The 17,429-nt window shown below is 74.3% G+C and carries 13 protein-coding genes and 1 riboswitch; of the genes, 9 read left to right on the top strand and 4 right to left on the bottom strand.

The annotated features are described in order from the left end of the window. Positions 1 to 233 precede the first annotated feature (233 nt). Positions 234 to 1,832 carry an ABC-F family ATP-binding cassette domain-containing protein gene (locus tag AB0G79_RS30755; protein WP_360812260.1) on the bottom strand — a complete coding sequence of 533 codons (1,599 nt, stop codon included), beginning with the start codon at positions 1,830 to 1,832 and terminating at the stop codon, positions 234 to 236. A 308-nt stretch (positions 1,833 to 2,140) separates the two neighbouring features. On the opposite strand from AB0G79_RS30755, the gene AB0G79_RS30760 reads away from it, so the two are divergent. Continuing rightward, complete coding sequence (locus tag AB0G79_RS30760) at positions 2,141 to 3,034, top strand: neutral zinc metallopeptidase (protein WP_360812262.1); 894 nt, start codon at positions 2,141 to 2,143, stop codon at positions 3,032 to 3,034. A 209-nt stretch (positions 3,035 to 3,243) separates the two neighbouring features. Here AB0G79_RS30760 and AB0G79_RS30765 read toward each other — a convergent pair whose 3' ends face one another. Beyond that, entirely contained in the window at positions 3,244 to 4,578 is a 1,335-nt protein-coding gene (locus AB0G79_RS30765) for a hypothetical protein (protein WP_360812264.1), read from the bottom strand. A 199-nt stretch (positions 4,579 to 4,777) separates the two neighbouring features. Then, on the bottom strand, positions 4,778 to 5,905 hold the full coding sequence (locus AB0G79_RS30770; RefSeq protein WP_360812266.1) for a hypothetical protein: 1,128 nt from the start codon (positions 5,903 to 5,905) through the stop codon (positions 4,778 to 4,780). A gap of 349 nt (positions 5,906 to 6,254) precedes the next feature. Here AB0G79_RS30770 and AB0G79_RS30775 point away from each other — a divergent pair, with 349 nt between their 5' ends. The 7 genes from AB0G79_RS30775 (at position 6,255) to AB0G79_RS30805 (ending at position 14,930) form a co-directional block, all read left to right on the top strand. Then, complete coding sequence (locus AB0G79_RS30775) at positions 6,255 to 7,523, top strand: inorganic phosphate transporter (RefSeq protein ID WP_360812268.1); 1,269 nt, start codon at positions 6,255 to 6,257, stop codon at positions 7,521 to 7,523. Positions 7,524 to 7,535: 12 nt separating this feature from the next. Next, positions 7,536 to 7,757, top strand: a complete 222-nt coding sequence (locus AB0G79_RS30780) for a hypothetical protein (protein WP_360812270.1) — start codon at positions 7,536 to 7,538, stop codon at positions 7,755 to 7,757. A 134-nt stretch (positions 7,758 to 7,891) separates the two neighbouring features. Continuing rightward, positions 7,892 to 8,027, top strand: a riboswitch (cobalamin riboswitch). Positions 8,028 to 8,059: 32 nt separating this feature from the next. Then, positions 8,060 to 9,037 (top strand): cobalamin biosynthesis protein, encoded by a 978-nt coding sequence (locus AB0G79_RS30785; RefSeq protein ID WP_360812272.1) that lies wholly within the window; start codon positions 8,060 to 8,062, stop codon positions 9,035 to 9,037. Then, positions 9,034 to 10,557: a cobyric acid synthase gene (locus AB0G79_RS30790; RefSeq protein WP_360812274.1), complete on the top strand. Its 1,524-nt coding sequence runs from the start codon at positions 9,034 to 9,036 to the stop codon at positions 10,555 to 10,557. The genes AB0G79_RS30785 and AB0G79_RS30790 overlap by 4 nt, the downstream gene beginning before the upstream one ends. Before the next feature lie 304 nt (positions 10,558 to 10,861). Further along, positions 10,862 to 12,949, top strand: coding sequence for a putative cobaltochelatase (locus tag AB0G79_RS30795; RefSeq protein ID WP_360812276.1), 2,088 nt, complete (start codon positions 10,862 to 10,864; stop codon positions 12,947 to 12,949). Next, complete coding sequence (gene cobO, locus AB0G79_RS30800; RefSeq protein ID WP_360812278.1) at positions 12,949 to 13,557, top strand: cob(I)yrinic acid a,c-diamide adenosyltransferase; 609 nt, start codon at positions 12,949 to 12,951, stop codon at positions 13,555 to 13,557. The genes AB0G79_RS30795 and cobO overlap by 1 nt, the downstream gene beginning before the upstream one ends. Then, on the top strand, positions 13,551 to 14,930 hold the full coding sequence (locus AB0G79_RS30805) for a cobyrinate a,c-diamide synthase (RefSeq protein WP_360812280.1): 1,380 nt from the start codon (positions 13,551 to 13,553) through the stop codon (positions 14,928 to 14,930). The genes cobO and AB0G79_RS30805 overlap by 7 nt, the downstream gene beginning before the upstream one ends. Before the next feature lie 2 nt (positions 14,931 to 14,932). Here AB0G79_RS30805 and AB0G79_RS30810 read toward each other — a convergent pair whose 3' ends face one another. Continuing rightward, the gene (locus AB0G79_RS30810; protein ID WP_360812282.1) at positions 14,933 to 15,661 is read right to left on the bottom strand and encodes a ZIP family metal transporter; all 729 of its coding nucleotides are present in this window, start codon (positions 15,659 to 15,661) and stop codon (positions 14,933 to 14,935) included. A gap of 24 nt (positions 15,662 to 15,685) precedes the next feature. Between AB0G79_RS30810 and cobC the strand changes: the two genes are divergently transcribed. Next, positions 15,686 to 17,356, top strand: a complete 1,671-nt coding sequence (gene cobC, locus AB0G79_RS30815) for an Rv2231c family pyridoxal phosphate-dependent protein CobC (RefSeq protein WP_360812284.1) — start codon at positions 15,686 to 15,688, stop codon at positions 17,354 to 17,356. The last annotated feature ends 73 nt before the right edge of the window (positions 17,357 to 17,429 follow it).

A 17,429-nucleotide genomic window follows, 5' to 3' on the forward strand; every position in this document is an offset into this window, starting at 1 on the left:
GCGCTCATCACGATCGGAGTCCCCGATTCCGGGCACGCGGGAAGCCGCTCCCGACCGAGGTGGCGCGGGAAGTGCCAGGTCAGCGACGCAGGGGGAACACACGTACGGCGCGGGTCTGCCGGAAGGATTCGGCAGAGCACCGCGCCGGGATGTACGAGACATCCTCACTCAGATGAAGGATCACCCATGAGCCGAATGATCCAGCCCGGAATGATCACCGTGGCCCGTGAGGGTCAGGCCAGGGCCACCAGGTCCCGGTAGTCCGGGCCGTACAGGTCCTCGACGCCGTCCGGGAGCAGGATGATCCGCTCCGGGTCGAGCGCCTCGACCGCGCCCTCGTCGTGGGTGACGAGGACGACCGCGCCCTTGTACGTGCGCAGCGCGCCGAGGATCTCCTCGCGGCTGGCCGGGTCGAGGTTGTTGGTCGGCTCGTCGAGGAGGAGCACGTTCGCCGAGGAGACGACCAGGGTCGCGAGTGCCAGCCGGGTCTTCTCGCCGCCGGAGAGCACCCCGGCCGGCTTGTCGACGTCGTCGCCGGAGAAGAGGAAGGAGCCGAGCGTCTTGCGGACCTCGACGAGGTCGAGGTCGGGCGCGGCCGAGCGCATGTTCTCCAGGACGGTCCGCTCCGGGTCGAGCGTCTCGTGCTCCTGGGCGTAGTAGCCGAGCTTCAGGCCGTGACCGGGGGTGACCTCGCCGGTGTCGGGCTTCTCGACGCCGCCGAGCAGGCGGAGCAGGGTCGTCTTGCCGGCACCGTTGAGGCCGAGGATGACGACGCGGGAGCCCTTGTCGATCGCGAGGTCGACGTCGGTGAAGATCTCCAGCGAGCCGTAGGACTTGGAGAGCCCCTCGGCGGTCAGCGGGGTCTTGCCGCAGGGCGCGGGCTCCGGGAAGCGGAGCTTGGCGACCTTGTCGGAGGCGCGGACGGCCTCCAGGCCGGAGAGCAGGCGCTCGGCGCGCTTGGCCATGTTCTGCGCGGCGACGGTCTTGGTGGCCTTGGCGCGCATCTTGTCGGCCTGCGAGTTGAGGGCCGCGGCCTTCTTCTCGGCGTTCTGGCGCTCGCGCTTGCGGCGCTTCTCGTCGGCCTCGCGCTGCTGCTGGTAGAGCTTCCAGCCCATGTTGTAGACGTCGATCGTGGAGCGGTTGGCGTCCAGGTAGAAGACCTTGTTGACGACGGTCTCGACGAGCTCGACGTCGTGGGAGATGACGACGAAGCCGCCGCGGTAGGTCTTCAGGTAGTCGCGCAGCCAGACGATGGAGTCGGCGTCGAGGTGGTTGGTGGGCTCGTCGAGGAGGAGCGTGTCGGCGTCCGAGAAGAGGATCCGGGCGAGCTCGACGCGGCGGCGCTGACCACCGGAGAGGGTGTGCAGCGGCTGGCCCATGACGCGGTCGGGCAGGCCGAGGGCGGCGGCGATGGTGGAGGCCTCGGCCTCGGCCGCGTACCCGCCCTTGGTCAGGAACTCGGTCTCCTGGCGCTCGTACTGCCGCATGGCCTTGTCGCGGGTGGCCCCGGAGCCGGTGGCGATGCGCTCCTCGTTCATGCGCATCTTCTTGAGGAGCGTGTCGAGGCCGCGGGCCGAGAGGATCCGGTCGCGGGCCAGGACGTCGAGGTCGCCGGTGCGCGGGTCCTGCGGGAGGTAGCCGACCTCGCCGGAGCGGGCGATGGCGCCGGCGGCGGGCTGGCCCTCGCCCGCGAGGCACTTGGTGAGGGTGGTCTTGCCCGCTCCGTTGCGGCCGACGAGGCCGATGCGGTCGCCCTTGGCGATGCGGAAGGAAGCGGATTCGATGAGGACGCGGGCGCCGGCGCGCAGCTCGATGCCGGTGGCGGTGATCACGGACAGACTCCAGGCGGTGGGAAACGGCGGAAGAACGACTGGTGGCAGGCTTCGACGCCGCTAATGCACCCAGGGAAGAATGTCCCAGGGGATCAGGTCCCAGGGAAGAATGTCCATACGGCCAGTCTAACGGGCACCTGCAACTGGTTTTCGGCCATGTGGGGCACGGAACACCGCCAGATCTGATCGCCACAAACCATCCCCTACTCCCCCCTGAACCCCAAAAGGGGCGATGCGGTGCAGATCATCCGATACTCGGCGCAGGGCGGCGGCCACTGCCGCGGCAGTGACGCGGAGGGTGGTGGACCGTGCAGTTCGACGACGACGCCGACCTGGACACCTCGGAGGTCCGGGACGTGCGGGGCAGCCGCATCCCCGGCGGCAAGGCGACCGTCGGCGGCGGGATCATCGGCTTCATCGCGCTGATCCTGGGCGTGCTCTTCGGGGTCGGGCCGGACCAGCTCGGGCTCTCCTCGGGCGGCGAGGACCAGCCGGTGGCGACCTCGTCGTCGGCGGCCCAGGTCACCCAGGCCTGCAAGAAGGGCTCGGACGCCAACGCGCGCGAGGACTGCCGGACCGTCGCCGTGGTCAACAGCGTCCAGGACTTCTGGCGGAGCGAGTACGCGCGCCGGGGCGGGACGTACGCCAACGCGTCGACCGTGATGTTCACCGACCGGGTCGGGACCGCGTGCGGCGCGGCCAGCTCGGCCGTCGGGCCGTTCTACTGCCCCGGGGACCGGCAGGTCTACCTGGACCTGGGCTTCTTCGACGAGCTCCGGACCAAGTTCGGGTCGAGCGGCGGACCCTTCGCGCAGGCGTACGTGGTGGCGCACGAGTACGGCCACCACGTACAGAACCTGATGGGGACGCTGAGCCGCGCCCAGGACGGGCGGACCGGCGCGAACTCCAACGCGGTGCGGGTCGAGCTCCAGGCGGACTGCTACGCCGGGGTGTGGGCCCGGCACGCGACGACCACCCCCGACGACAAGACGGGCCGGCTGCTGCTCACGCGGCTCACGGACGCGGACATCCGGGACGGGCTCGACGCGGCGGCCGCCGTCGGCGACGACCGGATCCAGGAGAAGTTCCAGGGCCGGGTGACGCCGGAGAGCTGGACGCACGGATCGGCGGCGCAGCGGCAGCAGTGGTTCTACCAGGGGTACAGGACCGGCGACATGGCCCAGTGCAACACCTTCCGCTGAGTCGCGACCGCGCTGTCAGTGGCGGCTGCGACCATGAGACCCGGGTCACATTCGGGCGATGGAGATCCTGATGTCGCCGACCGACCAGGAGTACGGGGCCAGGGACTACACGGCGAGAGACGCCGAGGGCAACATCTGGAGCTTCGGGACGTACGTGCCCGGCGCCGCCGCGGAGTAGCGGGGGCGCCGGGACGGCTCGCTCCGGGCGGTCAGGCGCTGCCGGTGTGGACCTGGAACGCGGCCCGGCGGACGGCCTTGGAGAGGGCCGGGTCCGGGTGGGCGGCGGCCAGGGCGACGAGGACCTGGACCGTACGGGGGTGGCCGACGGCCCTGACCTCGTCGAGGAGCGCCGGGACCGTGCCCTGGACGGCGGATTCGAGGTGCCGGACGAGGAGCTCGCTCTCGCCGTGGTCGGCGACGGCGGCGGCCGTGTCCACCCAGAGCCAGGTGGCCTCCTCGCGGGTGAGGACCTCCGGGGCGTCGTCGGGGTCCGCTCCCTCGTACTCCGCGATCCACAGCAGGGCGTACGGGCGGAGGGAGGGCTCGGTGACGGTGGCCCGGACCTCGGCCTCGGCGGGGGCGCCGACGACGCGGAGCGCCTCGAAGGCGAGGCCGCGAAGGAGGGCGTCCTCGCCACGCGCGACGGCGAGGAGTTCGGCCACGGCGCTGGAGAGGGTGCGGGCGGCGAGCCAGGCCCGGTACTCGGCGCGGGCCGGGCCGGGGGTGAGCCGGGCGCAGCCGCGGAGCATGTCCTCGGCGGACTGCTCGATGTTGCCGGCGGGGCTCTGCGCGGCGACGCAGATCTGCTCCAGCTTGACCCAGACCGCCCAGTTGCCGAGGGGTGTGAGGGTGGCCTGACGGCCGTCCGCGCCGGGGTCGAGGGTGAGCGCGCCGACGGCGGCGAGGCCGTCGAGGGCCCAGTCGAGGAGGCCGGGGAGGCCGACCGGGGGCTCCTCGGCGGGCAGGTCGGCGGACCGGCCCGCCGTCTGACCGGGGAGCTGGCCGGGCGCGGGGACCTCGCAGCGCTCCTCGCGGAGCTCCGCGACGCGCTGGCCGAGCAGGTCGAGGAGGGCCGGGACGGGGACCGGGCCCTGGGAGAGCTGGAGGAGGGAGAGCACCTGCGGGACGGCCTCGACGACCTCGGCGACGGCGCTGGGCGCGACGTCCTCGGGGGCCGGGTGGACCAGGGACCAGGCGTCGAAGAGGGCGACCCAGCCGCGCAGGACGGCGGAGTCGTCGCGGTCCCAGGCGTGCAGCCGCCAGCCGGGGCGGGCGGTGTCGCCGTGCATCTCGACGAGGCCGGCGAGCCGGGCGCGGTCCCAGCCGGTTCTGACCTGGCCGGGGGTCAGGTCGAGCTCGACCGCGGCCCGTTCCTGCGGGGGCAGGCCCGTACGGGAGAGGGACCGCGGCCCGCGGGGGGCGGCGGCCCATCGGGCGATCCGGACGGCGTCGGCGAGGACGTGCCGGGCCTGGCGGGCGAGTTCCGCGCGGGGCGGAGTGCCCTCGGGCGGGCGCGGCGCCGGGCGGGTCCGCCGGTTCGTCACGGCCCGTCGGGCAGTGGCAAGCGCCCGCGGACGGACGAGTCGGAGTCTGGAGTTGCGCGCCAATGGTTCATCGGGCTTTCGAGACGTCACGGGGGCAGTCTTCCCGCTGACGGCCCGAAAGCCCAATCGGAATCCACGGCCTCGTCAGATCGGCCGCGGGAAGGGGCGCGCGAACGCCCGTCCGGGCGCCCCGGCGGAATCAGAGGAGCGGGGTCAGGAAGCGGCGGAGGGCTTCCTCGTACCGGGAGGGGTCGGCGTTCCACATGGCGGCGTGCGGGGCCTGGCGGACGGTCTGGAGGGTGACGAGCCCGGGGCGGCGCACGGCCAGTTCCACGGAGGGGTCCCAGGGGGCGATCGTGTCCTCCGGGCCGTGGAAGAGGAGGACCGGTACCTTCAGGGCGTCCGGTTCCGAGGCCGCCTCGAGGCGGTCGCCGTGGAGGCCGGTCCTGCCCTCGGCCGCGCGGACCGCGAGCGGGAGCAGGGGGGACGGGACGCGGTGGGCCGCGGCGAGGTTGCGGAAGGTGGCCTCCCAGTCGAGGACCGGGGAGTCGAGGACGAGGCCGGCGATCCGGTCGCGCACCCCCGACTCGGCGGCGGCCCGCAGCGCCATCGACGCGCCGGTCCCCCAGCCGTGCAGGACGACCTTCTCCGCACCGCGCCGGACCGCGTACCGGATCGCCGCGTCGACGTCCCGCCACTCGGAGTCGCCGAGGTGGGCGAGGCCGTCGGGTGCCGCCGGGGCCCCCTCGTCGCCGCGGTAGGACGGGACGAGGACGGGGACCTTGCGGCGGTGGAAGAAGGGGACGACGTTGAGCGGGTGCTCGCGGGTCGTGCCGAGGCCGTGCAGGGCGATCACCCACGTCGCGCGCGGGCCCGGCACGAGCCAGGCCGGCAGCTGGCCGAGTTCGCCGGGGATCTCGACGTCCTCGTGGGCGAGCCCGAGGGCGCTCCGCGGCGTGCCCCGGTGGAGCGCCGGGGTGAGCCTGACGCGGACGCCGGGCGCGATCGCGCCGAGCTCGACGCGTTCGAGCCGCCGGACGACGGTGTCCGCGGAGTGCGGGGCCCGGTCGAGGACGGGGCCGAGGACGGCGTGCAGGCCGTGGCCCGCCATCCCGTACGTGCCGGGGCGGAGGGAGGCGAGGCTGCGGGTCAGGGTGATCCGCTCCGGTCCCGTGGCGTGCACGGTGAGCCGGGGGTCGCCCGGGAGTGGTCGTCCGGACGGCGCCTTGAGGGCGACGTCGCTGGCGTACCGGCCGGCCGCCACCGCGGCCGCGCCGATACCTATCAGGGTGGTGACGGCCGCTGCCGTCGCGGTAACCGTGCGCACGCTCCCAGTGTCCGCAGGGTGGGGGCCGCCTGCCACCGGGGGACCTCCGGCGTGCCCCTGGCGAGTGACAAGGGTCTCCCCCGCCGCGTCCCCCGGTCGGATGGTCTCGTCCAGGGGGCGGAACGCCGCCCGGGAGCGCCGGCGCCGCCGGGGCTCGTGGGGCGCCCAGGGCCCCGGATTACCGGCGGTCGCAGGGTGACCGCATCGTGGACATCCGGCCCGCCGGAGGGCGAAGCGGAATCTCTTGACACCGGATGGAGACACCACGTCGCCCGCCCCAGTTCACCTTCCGTTCATCCAGGTTGCCTACGTTCGACGAGCCACTGACGTCAAACGATTGCCTGGGTAAATGGAACACATCACGCTGCTGCTCGCCATTGTGGTCGTGACAGCTCTCGTGTTCGATTTCACGAACGGTTTCCACGACACCGCCAACGCGATGGCCACGACCATCTCGACCGGTGCGCTCAAGCCCAAGACGGCGGTGGCCATGTCCGCCGTGCTGAACCTCGTCGGAGCCTTCCTGTCCGTGGAGGTCGCCAAGACGATCTCCGGCGGGATCATCAACGAAGAGGGCATTCGCACAGAAGTGATCTTCGCGGCGCTCGTGGGCGCCATCCTCTGGAACCTGCTGACCTGGCTCCTGGGCCTGCCGTCCAGCTCCTCCCACGCCCTCTTCGGCGGCCTGATCGGCGCCGCCGTCATGTCCGCCGGCTGGTCCGCGGTCAACGGCTCGACGATCGTCACCAAGGTCCTCATCCCGGCCGTCGCCGCGCCGCTCGTCGCCGGCCTCGCCGCGATGGCCGCCACCAAGCTGACGTACAAGATCAAGGCCAACCCCGACGCCAAGGCCACCGCCAAGGGCTTCCGGGCCGGTCAGATCGCCTCCGCCGGTCTCGTCTCCCTCGCCCACGGCACCAACGACGCCCAGAAGACGATGGGCATCATCACCCTCGCCCTGGTCACCCAGGGCGTCGTCGCCCCCGGCTCGAACCCGCCCCTGTGGGTCGTCGTCTCCGCCGGTGTCGCCATCGCGCTCGGCACCTACCTCGGCGGCTGGCGCATCATCCGCACCATGGGCAAGGGCCTGACCGACCTCCAGCCGCAGCAGGGCTTCGCCGCCCAGACCAGCGCCGCGACGGTCATCCTGGCCTCCTCGCACCTCGGCTTCTCCCTCTCCACCACCCAGTCCTGCTCGGGTGCCGTGATGGGCGCCGGCCTCGGCCGCAAGGGCGGTGTCGTCCGCTGGTCGACCGCCACCCGGATGTTCGTCGCCTGGGGTCTCACCCTTCCGGCCGCCGGCCTCGTCGGCGCGGGCGCCGAGTTCCTGACCAAGCAGGGCCCCTGGGGCATCGCCGCCGTCGCCGTCCTCCTCGTCGCCGGCTCGGGCGTCATCTGGACCCTCTCCCGTCGCAAGCCGGTCGACCACAACAACGTCACCGCCGACGACCTCGACGAGGAGCCCGCGGGCGTCGTGACCACCGCCATCGCGGCCGTCACCCCGCCGCCGGCCCCCGGTTCCGTCGCCGCCGTCGCGGACGAGGACCTCAAGACCACCATCCCGGCGCCGGTTCCCACGGACCCGGCCGCTCCCCCGGCCTCCGCCGCTGCGGTGTAAGGAACGAACGACATGAAGATCGACTGGGCAGCTCTCGGCTCCGTCTTCGGAGTCAGCCTCGTGGCGACCGTCGCCCTCGTGGGCCTCTTCACCCTCGGGATCGTCGGCCTCGGCAAGCAGGAGGAGGCCGAGGCGAACGGCGGCTCCGCCGCCCTGGCCCGTACCGGCGCCTACGCCTGCTTCGCCCTCTGCGCGGCGGCCGTCGGCTACGGCATCTACCTGATCGTCGTCTGACGGTCGCGCCTCCCTCCTCACGGCGGGCGGTCCCCACCTCCGGGTGGGGGCCGCCCGCCGTGTTCGTGGTGCCGTGTTTGTGGTGCTTCGCACAGTGACCCGTCGCAGGTCAAAGGTGGGTTGACGGCTGTTCGCGGCGCGTGGTGGACTGCCGAGGCCATTACGGCGGCAGTCAGAGGAAGTCCGGTGCGAATCCGGCGCGGTCCCGCCACTGTGACCGGGCCCCCAGGGTCCGGGAGTCAGGAACTCTCGCCGCCGGTCACGTCGATCCAGGGCGCGGACCCTGAGTGAGGACATGCGCCATGCCCGGCCGCATCAGAACCACAGGTGCCTTCGCCTACGGAGCCGCCCTCGGGCTGGCCGTCGACCGCCTCGTCGGCGATCCACGCCGCGGCCACCCCGTCGCCTTCTTCGGCCGGACCGCCGCCGCCGTCGAACAGCGCCTGCACCGCGACGACCGCGCCCGCGGCGCCCTGCACACCGCCGTCTGCGCCGGGACGACCGTCGCCGCGGGCGCCCTCGCCGCCCGGGCCGTACGGAACCGGCCGGCCGCCGCCGTCGCCCTCACCGCCGCGTCCGTCTGGGCCGTCGTCGGCGGTACGACCCTGGGCCGCGAGGCGCAGGCGATCGGCGGGGCGCTCGCCGCCGGCGACCTGGACGTGGCCCGCGAGCGGCTGCCGCACCTCTGCGGGCGCGACCCGCAGTCCCTCGACGGTCCCGCGATGGCCCGCGCCGTCGTCGAGTCCGTCGCCGAGAACACCTCCGACGCCGTCGTCGGCGCCCTCTTCTGGGGCGCGGTCGCGGGCGTCCCCGGCCTCCTCGGCTTCCGGGCCGTCAACACCCTCGACGCGATGGTCGGCCACAAGTCCCCGCGCTACCTCCGCTTCGGCTGGGCCTCGGCCCGCCTCGACGACGTGGCCGGCTGGCCCGGCGCCCGGCTGACCGCCGTCGCCGCGACGCTCGCCGGCGGCGACCCGCGCGGAGCCGTACGGGCCTGGCGGGCGGACGCGGCGAAGCACCCGAGCCCCAACGCGGGCCCCGTCGAGGCCTCCTTCGCGGGCGCACTCGGCGTACGGCTCGGGGGGACCCTCTCGTACGGCGGGCGGGTCGAGCACCGGCCCGTCCTCAACGGGGAGGGGCGGCCCGTCGAGGTCGCCGACATCGACCGGGCGGTCCGGCTCTCGCGCCGGGTCACCGCCGTGTCGCTGGCCGCCTGCGTCGGCGGCCGGCTGATCGTGAGCGCGCTGAGCGCGCGCGCGTCGAAGGGGAGGAACGCATGAGCGGCGGCCGCACGAGGGGTGGCGGACTGCTCGTCGCCGGGACCACGTCCGACGCGGGCAAGAGCGTCGTGACCGCCGGGATCTGCCGCTGGCTGGTCCGGCAGGGGATCAAGGTCGCCCCCTTCAAGGGACAGAACATGTCCCTCAACTCCTTCGTGACCCGCGAGGGCGCCGAGATCGGGCGCGCGCAGGCCATGCAGGCGCAGGCCGCGCGCGTCGAGCCGACCGCGCTCATGAACCCCGTGCTGCTCAAGCCCGGCAGCGACCGGTCCAGCCAGGTCGTCCTCATGGGCAAGCCGGTCGGCGAGCTGTCGGCCCGCGGCTACCACGGGGGCAGGCAGAAGGAGCTCTTCGAGCCCGTCCTCGCCTGCCTGGAGGAGCTGCGGAGCACGTACGACGCCGTCATCTGCGAAGGCGCCGGAAGCCCCGCCGAGATCAACCTGCGGCGCACCGACATCGTCAACATGGGCATCGCGCGGGCCGCCCGGCTGCCCGTCGTCGTGGTCGGCGACATCGACCGCGGCGGCGTCTTCGCCCAGTTCTTCGGGACCACGGCGCTGCTCGCGCCCGAGGACCAGGAGCTCGTCGCGGGCTACCTCGTGAACAAGTTCCGGGGTGACGTGACGCTGCTCGAACCCGGGCTCGACATGCTGTACGACCTCACCGGGCGCCGGACCCTCGGCGTCCTCCCGTACGCGCACGGGCTCGGCATCGACGAGGAGGACGGCCTCCGGGTCTCCCTGCGGGGCACCGTCCGCGAGTCGGTCGTCGCACCGCCCGTCGGCGAGGACGTCCTGCGGGTCGCCGTCTGCGCCGTACCGCTCATGTCCAACTTCACCGACGTCGACGCGCTCGCCGCCGAACCGGGCGTCGTCGTCCGCTTCGTCGACCGGCCCGAGGAGCTCGTCGACGCGGACCTGGTCGTCGTCCCCGGCACCCGGGGCACGGTCAAGGCGCTCGCCTGGCTCCGGGAGCGGGGCCTCGCCGACGCGCTCGTGCGGCGGGCCGCCGAGGGGCGTCCCGTGCTCGGCGTCTGCGGCGGCTTCCAGGCGCTCGGCGAGCGGATCGAGGACGAGGTCGAGTCGCGGGCGGGCGTCGTCGACGGGCTCGGGCTGCTGCCCGTCCGGATCCGGTTCGCGCGCGAGAAGACGCTCGCCCGGCCCGTCGGCGAGGCGCTCGGCGAGCGGGTCGAGGGGTACGAGATCCACCACGGCGTCGCGACCGTCGACGGCGGGGAGCCGTTCCTCGACGGGTGCCGGGTCGGGGCGGTCTGGGGGACGCACTGGCACGGCTCGCTGGAGAGCGACGGCTTCCGGCGGGCGTTCCTGCGGGAGGTCGCGGCGGCGTCCGGGCGGCGGTTCGTGCCTTCGCCCGACACGGCGTTCGGCTCCCTGCGGGAGGAGCAGCTCGACCGGCTCGGCGACCTGATCGAGGAGCACGCCGACACGGGGGCGCTGCTGCGGCTCATCGAGGAGGGGGCCCCGGAGGGGCTGCCGTTCGTGCCGCCGGGTGCGCCGTGAGCCGGCCGGGGGCGGTTCGGGCGCGGCTGCGCCGTGCGGGGGCTGCGCCCGGCCTCCGTCCGCACCACCCGTGCGGCTCGGCGACTCACCTGCGGGTGGCCCCTGTGGGTGGCCGCTCAGCGTCGGCGACCGCGGGCCGGTGGGGACGCGCGCGGCCTTCAGTCGCGCCGGGGTTCCCACCCGCACCACCTGTGCGGATGGTGAGCCCGGGTGCGGGTGGCCCCCGTGGGGGCGCATCGCCGTCGGCGGCCGCCGGCAATCCCTTCGTACGTCTGCTGGATCCGCTTGAGGAAAGGACCTCCCGATGAGCACCCGCTATCCGTTCACCGCCGTCGTCGGCATGGACGATCTGCGGCTCGCGCTGCTGCTGAACGCCGTAAGCCCGGCCGTCGGCGGTGTGCTCGTCCGGGGGGAGAAGGGGACCGCCAAGTCGACCGCCGTGCGGGCGCTCGCCGAGCTGCTGCCCGTCGTGCCCGTCGTCACGGGGTGCCGGTTCAGCTGTGACCCCGTCTCGCCCGACCCCGGCTGCCCCGACGGGCCGCACGAGGCCGAGGGCGGCGGCGAGCGTGCCGCCCGCATGGTCGAACTCCCCGTCGGCGCCTCCGAGGACCGGCTCGTCGGCGCGCTCGACATCGAGAAGGCGCTCGCCGACGGCGTCAAGGCCTTCGAGCCGGGACTGCTCGCCGCCGCGCACCGCGGGATCCTGTACGTCGACGAGGTCAACCTGCTCAGCGACCATCTGATCGACCACCTGCTGGACGCCGCCGCCATGGGCTCCTCCCACGTCGAGCGCGAGGGCGTCTCCGTGCGGCACGCCGCCCGTTTCCTGCTGGTCGGGACCATGAACCCCGAAGAGGGCGAGCTGCGGCCCCAGTTGCTCGACCGGTTCGGGCTGACCGTCGAGGTCGCCGCCTCCCGCGTGCCCGAGCAGCGGGTCGAGGTCGTCCGACGGCGGCTCGCGTTCGAGGACGACCCGGCGGGCTTCGCGGCGCGCTGGGCGGGCGAGGAGAGCGCGCTGCGCGCGCGGATCGTCGCCGCCCGGGCCCTGCTGCCGCGGGTGACGCTCGGGGACGCGGTGCTGCTGCAGATCGCCGCCACCTGCGCCGCCTTCGAGGTCGACGGCATGCGCGCCGACATCGTCATGGCCCGCACCGCCACCGCGCTCGCCGCCTGGGACGGGCGGACCGAGGTCACCTCGGACGACGTGCGGCAGGCGGCGCTCCTCGCGCTCCCCCACCGCCGTCGCCGCAACCCCTTCGACGCGCCCGGTCTCGACGAGGACAAGCTCGACGAGACCCTGGAGCAGTTCAAGGGGGAGGAACCCGACGAGGACCCCGAGCCCGAGCCCGATCCGGACGGTCCCGGTGACGGCGGGCCTGACGGTGGTCCCGGCGGCTGGCCCGACGGCGGACCTGACGGTGGCGGACCCGACGGTGGCGGGGTTCCGCCGCAGGGGGACGGGCCCGCGGCGGAGGAGGACGTGCCGGCCCCCGGGCCGGAACCGGCTTCCGCCCCTCGGGGCGGCGGTCCCGGCGCCGGTGAGCGCGCCGCCGTCAAGGCCGCCGAGCCCTTCCGTACGAAGGTGCTGAGCGTTCCCGGGCTCGGCGAGGGCGCCGCCGGGCGCCGGTCCCGGGCCCGTACCGAGCACGGCCGTACCACCGGGTCCACCCGGCCCAGGGGCGCGCTCACCAAGCTGCACCTGGCCGCGACCGTCCGGGCCGCCGCCCCGCACCAGCGGGCGCGCGGCCGGTCCGGGCCCGGACTCGTCGTCCGGCGGGACGACCTGCGGCAGGCGACCCGCGAGGGCCGCGAGGGGAACCTCGTGCTCTTCGCCGTGGACGCCTCCGGGTCGATGGCCGCCCGGCAGCGCATGAGCGCCGTGAAGGGCGCCGTGCTGTCGCTGCTGCTCGACGCCTACCAGCGGCGCGACAAGGTCGGCCTCGTCACCTTCCGGGGGCGTACCGCCGAGGTCGCGCTGCCGCCGACCTCGTCCGTGGACGCGGCGGCCACCCGGCTCGAACAGCTCCCGACCGGAGGGCGCACGCCGCTCTCCGCCGGGCTGCTCAAGGCCCACGACGTCCTGCGGATCGAACGGCTGCGGGACCCCTCGCGCCGCCCGCTGCTCGTCGTCGTGACCGACGGCCGGGCCACCGGCGGCGGCGCCGACCCGGTGGGGCTCGCCGCCCGCGCCGCGCGGCTGCACGCCGCCGAGGGCACGGCCAGCGTCGTCGTGGACTGCGAGACCGGGCCCGTACGGCTCGGGCTCGCGGGTCGGCTCGCGCGCGAACTCGGCGGCACGGCCGTCACCCTGGACGAGCTGCGCGCCGACTCGATCGCCGGGCTCGTCAGGGACGTACAGGCAGGAGAACGGACTATGAGGAGGGCCGCTTAATGCCGCAGGGACAGCCGACCGTCGTGCCCGACGACGGCCTCACCACCCGCCAGCGCCGCAACCGCGCGCTCGTGATGGTGCACACGGGCGTCGGCAAGGGGAAGTCGACCGCCGCGTTCGGCATGGCGCTGCGCGCCTGGAACCAGGGCTGGCCCGTCGGGGTGTTCCAGTTCGTGAAGTCCGCCAAGTGGAAGGTCGGCGAGGAGAACGCCCTCAAGGCGCTCGGCGAGACCGGCAAGGGCGGCACGGTCACCTGGAACAAGATGGGCGAGGGCTGGTCCTGGATCCAGCGCGAGGTCGCGGACGGCGAGCAGTCGCACGAGGACAAGGCCCGCGAGGGCTGGGAGCAGGTCAAGCGGGACCTCGCCGAGGAGAAGTACAAGTTCTACGTCCTCGACGAGTTCGCCTACCTCCTGCACTGGGGCTGGATCGACGTCAAGGAGGTCGTCGAGGTCCTCCGCGACCGTCCGGGCTCCCAGCACGTCGTCATCACCGGGCGCAACGCCCCGCAGGAGCTCCTCGACTTCGCCGACCTCGTCACCGACATGTCCAAGGTCAAGCACCCGATGGACGCCGGTCAGAAGGGCCAGCGGGGCATCGAGTGGTAGCACGTCTCGTCATCGCCGCGCCGTCCTCCGGCGCGGGCAAGACCACGGTCGCGACCGGCCTCATGGCCGCGTTCGCGGGCCGTGGTCTGGCCGTCTCCCCCCACAAGGTCGGGCCCGACTACATCGACCCGGGCTACCACACGCTCGCCACGGGCCGCCCGGGCCGGAACCTCGACGCGTACATGTGCGGTACGGAGCGGATCGCGCCGCTCTTCCTGCACGGGGCGCGCGGCTGCGACCTGGCCGTGGTCGAGGGGGTCATGGGCCTGTACGACGGCGCCGCCGACCAGGGCGAGCTGGCGTCCACCGCGCAGGTCTCGAAGCTGCTCAAGGCGCCCGTGGTGCTCGTCGTGGACGCGTCCTCGCAGTCGCGGTCCGTGGCGGCGCTCGTGCACGGCTTCGCTTCCTGGGACCCGGAGGTGCGGCTCGGGGGCGTGATCCTCAACAAGGTCGCGACCGACCGGCACGAGCACCTGCTGCGGGAGGCGCTCGGGGAGTCGGGCGTGCCGGTGCTCGGCGTGCTGCGGAGGGCGCCCGCCGTGGCGACGCCCTCGCGGCACCTGGGTCTCGTGCCCGTCGCCGAGCGGCAGGCCGCCGCCGTGGAGGCGGTGGCCGCGCAGGCGGAGCAGGTGCTCGCCGGGTGCGACATGGAAGCACTGCTCGCGCTCGCGCGCAGTGCTCCGGAACTGCGCGACGAGCCGTGGGTGCCGGAGGCCGGGGAGCGCACGGCCGCGGCGGGCGCGCCCGCGCCCGTCGTCGCCGTCGCCGGCGGGGCCGCGTTCACGTTCTCGTACGCCGAGCACGCCGAGTTGCTGTCCGCCGCCGGGGCCCGGGTCGTCACCTTCGACCCGCTGCGGGACGAGAGCCTGCCCGAGGGGACGTCGGGGCTCGTCATCGGGGGCGGGTTCCCGGAGATGTACGGGGCGGAGCTGTCCGCCAACCTGCCGCTGCGCAAGGCCGTGGCCGAGCTCGCCGCGTCGGGGGCGCCGGTCGCCGCCGAGTGCGCCGGGCTGCTGTACCTGGCGCGGTCGCTCGACGGCAACCCGATGTGCGGGGTGCTCGACGCGGAGGCGCGGATGTCGGAGCGGCTCACGCTCGGGTACCGGGACGCCGTCGCCGTCAGCGACAGCGTGCTCGCGCCCGCCGGGGCGCGGATGCGCGGGCACGAGTTCCACCGGACCGTGATCGAGCCGGGCGCCGGCGCGCTCGCGGCCTGGGGGCTGCGGCAGCCCGCGCGGCGCGTCGAGGGCTTCGTGCAGGGCGGGGTGCACGCGAGTTACGTGCACACCCACTGGGCGGGGGCGCCGGGCGCGGCGAGCCGGTTCGTGGCGCACTGCGCGGAGCGTTCCGCGGGCGGCGGGCCGCTCGCGTGAGATCAGCCGCCGGAGGCTCCGACCACGAGCCAGATGAAGCCCACGCCCGCCACCGTGCACAGCAGGGTGGAACGGGCGGGGTGTTCGTGGTGGGCCTCGGGCAGGATCTCGGCGGCGGCGAGGTAGAGCAGGACGCCGCCGAAGAAGCCGAGATAGCCGCCGAGGAGTTCCTCCGGAAGGGTGAACAGGAGCGTGGAGGCGGCGCCGACGACCGGGGCGACGGCGTCGGCGACGAGCATGGCGACGGCCTTGCGGCGGGCGTTGCCGTACAGGCTCGTGATGGTGAAGGTGTTGAAGCCGTCGGCGAAGTCGTGGGTGATGACGGCGAGGGCGACGGTCGCGCCCATGCCGCCGCCGACCTGGAAGGCGGCGCCGAGCGCGATGCCGTCCATGAGGCTGTGGCCGACCATCGCGGCGGCGGCGGTGAGCCCGACCTGAGGGACCCTCTCGTCGGAGCCGACCCCGTGTCCGGCCCGGCGTACGGCGAGGAGGCGCTCGACGACGTGCGCGAGGAGGAAGCCGCCGACGAAGAGCAGCAGGGCCTCGGGGACGCCGAAGACCTCGCTGCCGGCGGCCTCCAGGGCCTCCGGCAGGAGGTCGAGTCCGACGACGCCGAGCATGAGTCCGCCGGCGAGGCCGAGGACGAGGTGCCGGCGGTCGGTGACGCGCCCCGCGACCCAGCCGCCGAAGAGCGTCATGAGGAACGCGCCGAGCGCGACGACCACAGCCATGGGCCAGTGGTATCGGATGGCGCGGTGTGCGCGCATCTCGGCGTCGGGGCCCGCTCGGGGGCCTCGGTGGACGAGGTGCTCGGTCTCGTCGACGCGGTGCTCGGGGAGGCGGGTCTCGGCCGGGCGGCGGTCCGTTCGCTGGCCACGCTCGACGCGCGGGTGGCGCATCCGGGCATCGCGGGCGCGGCCGCGGAGCTGGGGGTGCCGGTGCGCGGGTTCGCGGTGGAGGAGCTCGCGGCCGTCCCCGTACCGCATCCGTCGGCGGTGCCGCTGGCCTCGGCGGGGACGGCGTCGGTCGCGGAGGCGGCGGCGCTGCTGTCGGCGGGATCCGGTGCGCGGGAGGTGTCGCGGGGGATGGAGCGGGAGGTGTCGCGGGGGATGGAGCGGGAGGTGTCGCGGGGAATGGCGCGGGAGGTGTCGCGGGAGGTGTCGCGGGGCGTGCTGCGGGTGCCGAAGCGGAAGACCCGGCGCGCGACCTGCGCGCTCGCCACCTGCGTCCCGGTTTGTCCGAACGAACTGGCTCCGGACGCACGGTTGTTGCCCCCGGCTCACGGGTACATCGCAGACGAGCCCTGCTCATCCCCCACTCTGTTCACCCCCACCATCCCCACCCCCCACACGACGGCGGCCATGGACACGCACACTTCCTCGCACCCCGACACCCACGACCTGCGGCACCACGGCGATGCCGAGGTCCGCGACGAGAAGCTGATCGACCTCGCGGTCAACGTCCGGACGAACACCCCACCGGACTGGCTGCGGCGAAGAATCGCCGACTCGCTGACCGGTCTCGCGGCCTATCCGGACGGCCGGGTCGCGCGGGCGGCCGTCGCCGAGCGGCACGACCTGACGGCGAACCGGGTCCTGCTGACGGCGGGCGCGGCCGAGGCCTTCGTGCTGCTGGCTCGGGCGCTGCCGGTGCGGCGGCCCGTGGTGGTGCACCCGCAGTTCACCGAGCCGGAGGCGGCGCTGCGCGACGCCGGGCACGAGGTGGGGCGGGTGCTGCTGCGCGAGGAGGACGGTTTCCGGCTCGATCCGGCGGCGGTGCCGGAGGACGCGGACATGGTGGTGATCGGGAACCCGACGAACCCGACCTCCGTGCTGCATCCGGCCGCCTCGATCGCCGCGCTGGCCCGGCCGGGGCGGATCCTCGTCGTGGACGAGGCGTTCATGGACGCGGTGCCGGGCGAGCGGGAGTCGCTGGCCTCGCGGACGGACGTGCCGGGGCTCGTGGTGCTGCGGAGCCTCACCAAGACGTGGGGGCTCGCCGGGCTGCGGATCGGGTACGTGCTGGCCGCGCCGGAGACGATCGCGCTGCTGGAGCGGGCGCAGCCGCTGTGGCCGGTGTCGACGCCGGCGCTGGTGGCGGCGGAGGCGTGCATGACGCGGGCGGCGCTGGCGGAGGCGGAGTACGCGGCGCATCTGATCGGCGTGGAGCGGGCGCACCTGCTCGCCGGTCTGGCGGAGTTCGACGAGGTGCGGACGGTGCCGGGCGCGGAGGGCCCGTTCGTCCTGATCCGGATCGACGGGGCGGACGAGGTGCGGGACAAGCTGCGACTCCTCGGCTTCGCGGCCCGCAGGGGTGACACGTTCCCGGGGCTCGACCGGAACTGGCTGCGGCTCGCGGTCCGGGACCGGGTGACGACGAATCGTTTCCTCCAGGCCCTGGACCAGGCGCTGCTGCTCGCCGGCTGAGGCGTGCGGAGGAGAGGGGGCGCGGGGCGGGCGACGTCGTCACCGTCGCCCCCCCCCCCGCCCCCCCCCCGGG

Origin of the sequence: Streptomyces sp. NPDC020807, from assembly GCF_040641575.1 — a bacterium.
GTDB lineage: Bacteria > Actinomycetota > Actinomycetes > Streptomycetales > Streptomycetaceae > Streptomyces.

Bases quoted from the DNA above. Each gene is read 5' to 3' on its own strand.
- AB0G79_RS30775 (WP_360812268.1), top strand. From the start codon at position 6,255: ATGGAACACATCACGCTGCTGCTCGCCATTGTGGTCGTGACAGCTCTC.
- AB0G79_RS30780 (WP_360812270.1), top strand. From the start codon at position 7,536: ATGAAGATCGACTGGGCAGCTCTCGGCTCCGTCTTCGGAGTCAGCCTC.
- AB0G79_RS30785 (WP_360812272.1), top strand. From the start codon at position 8,060: ATGCCCGGCCGCATCAGAACCACAGGTGCCTTCGCCTACGGAGCCGCC.
- AB0G79_RS30790 (WP_360812274.1), top strand. From the start codon at position 9,034: ATGAGCGGCGGCCGCACGAGGGGTGGCGGACTGCTCGTCGCCGGGACC.
- AB0G79_RS30795 (WP_360812276.1), top strand. From the start codon at position 10,862: ATGAGCACCCGCTATCCGTTCACCGCCGTCGTCGGCATGGACGATCTG.
- cobO (WP_360812278.1), top strand. From the start codon at position 12,949: ATGCCGCAGGGACAGCCGACCGTCGTGCCCGACGACGGCCTCACCACC.
- AB0G79_RS30810 (WP_360812282.1), bottom strand. From the start codon at position 15,661: ATGGCTGTGGTCGTCGCGCTCGGCGCGTTCCTCATGACGCTCTTCGGC.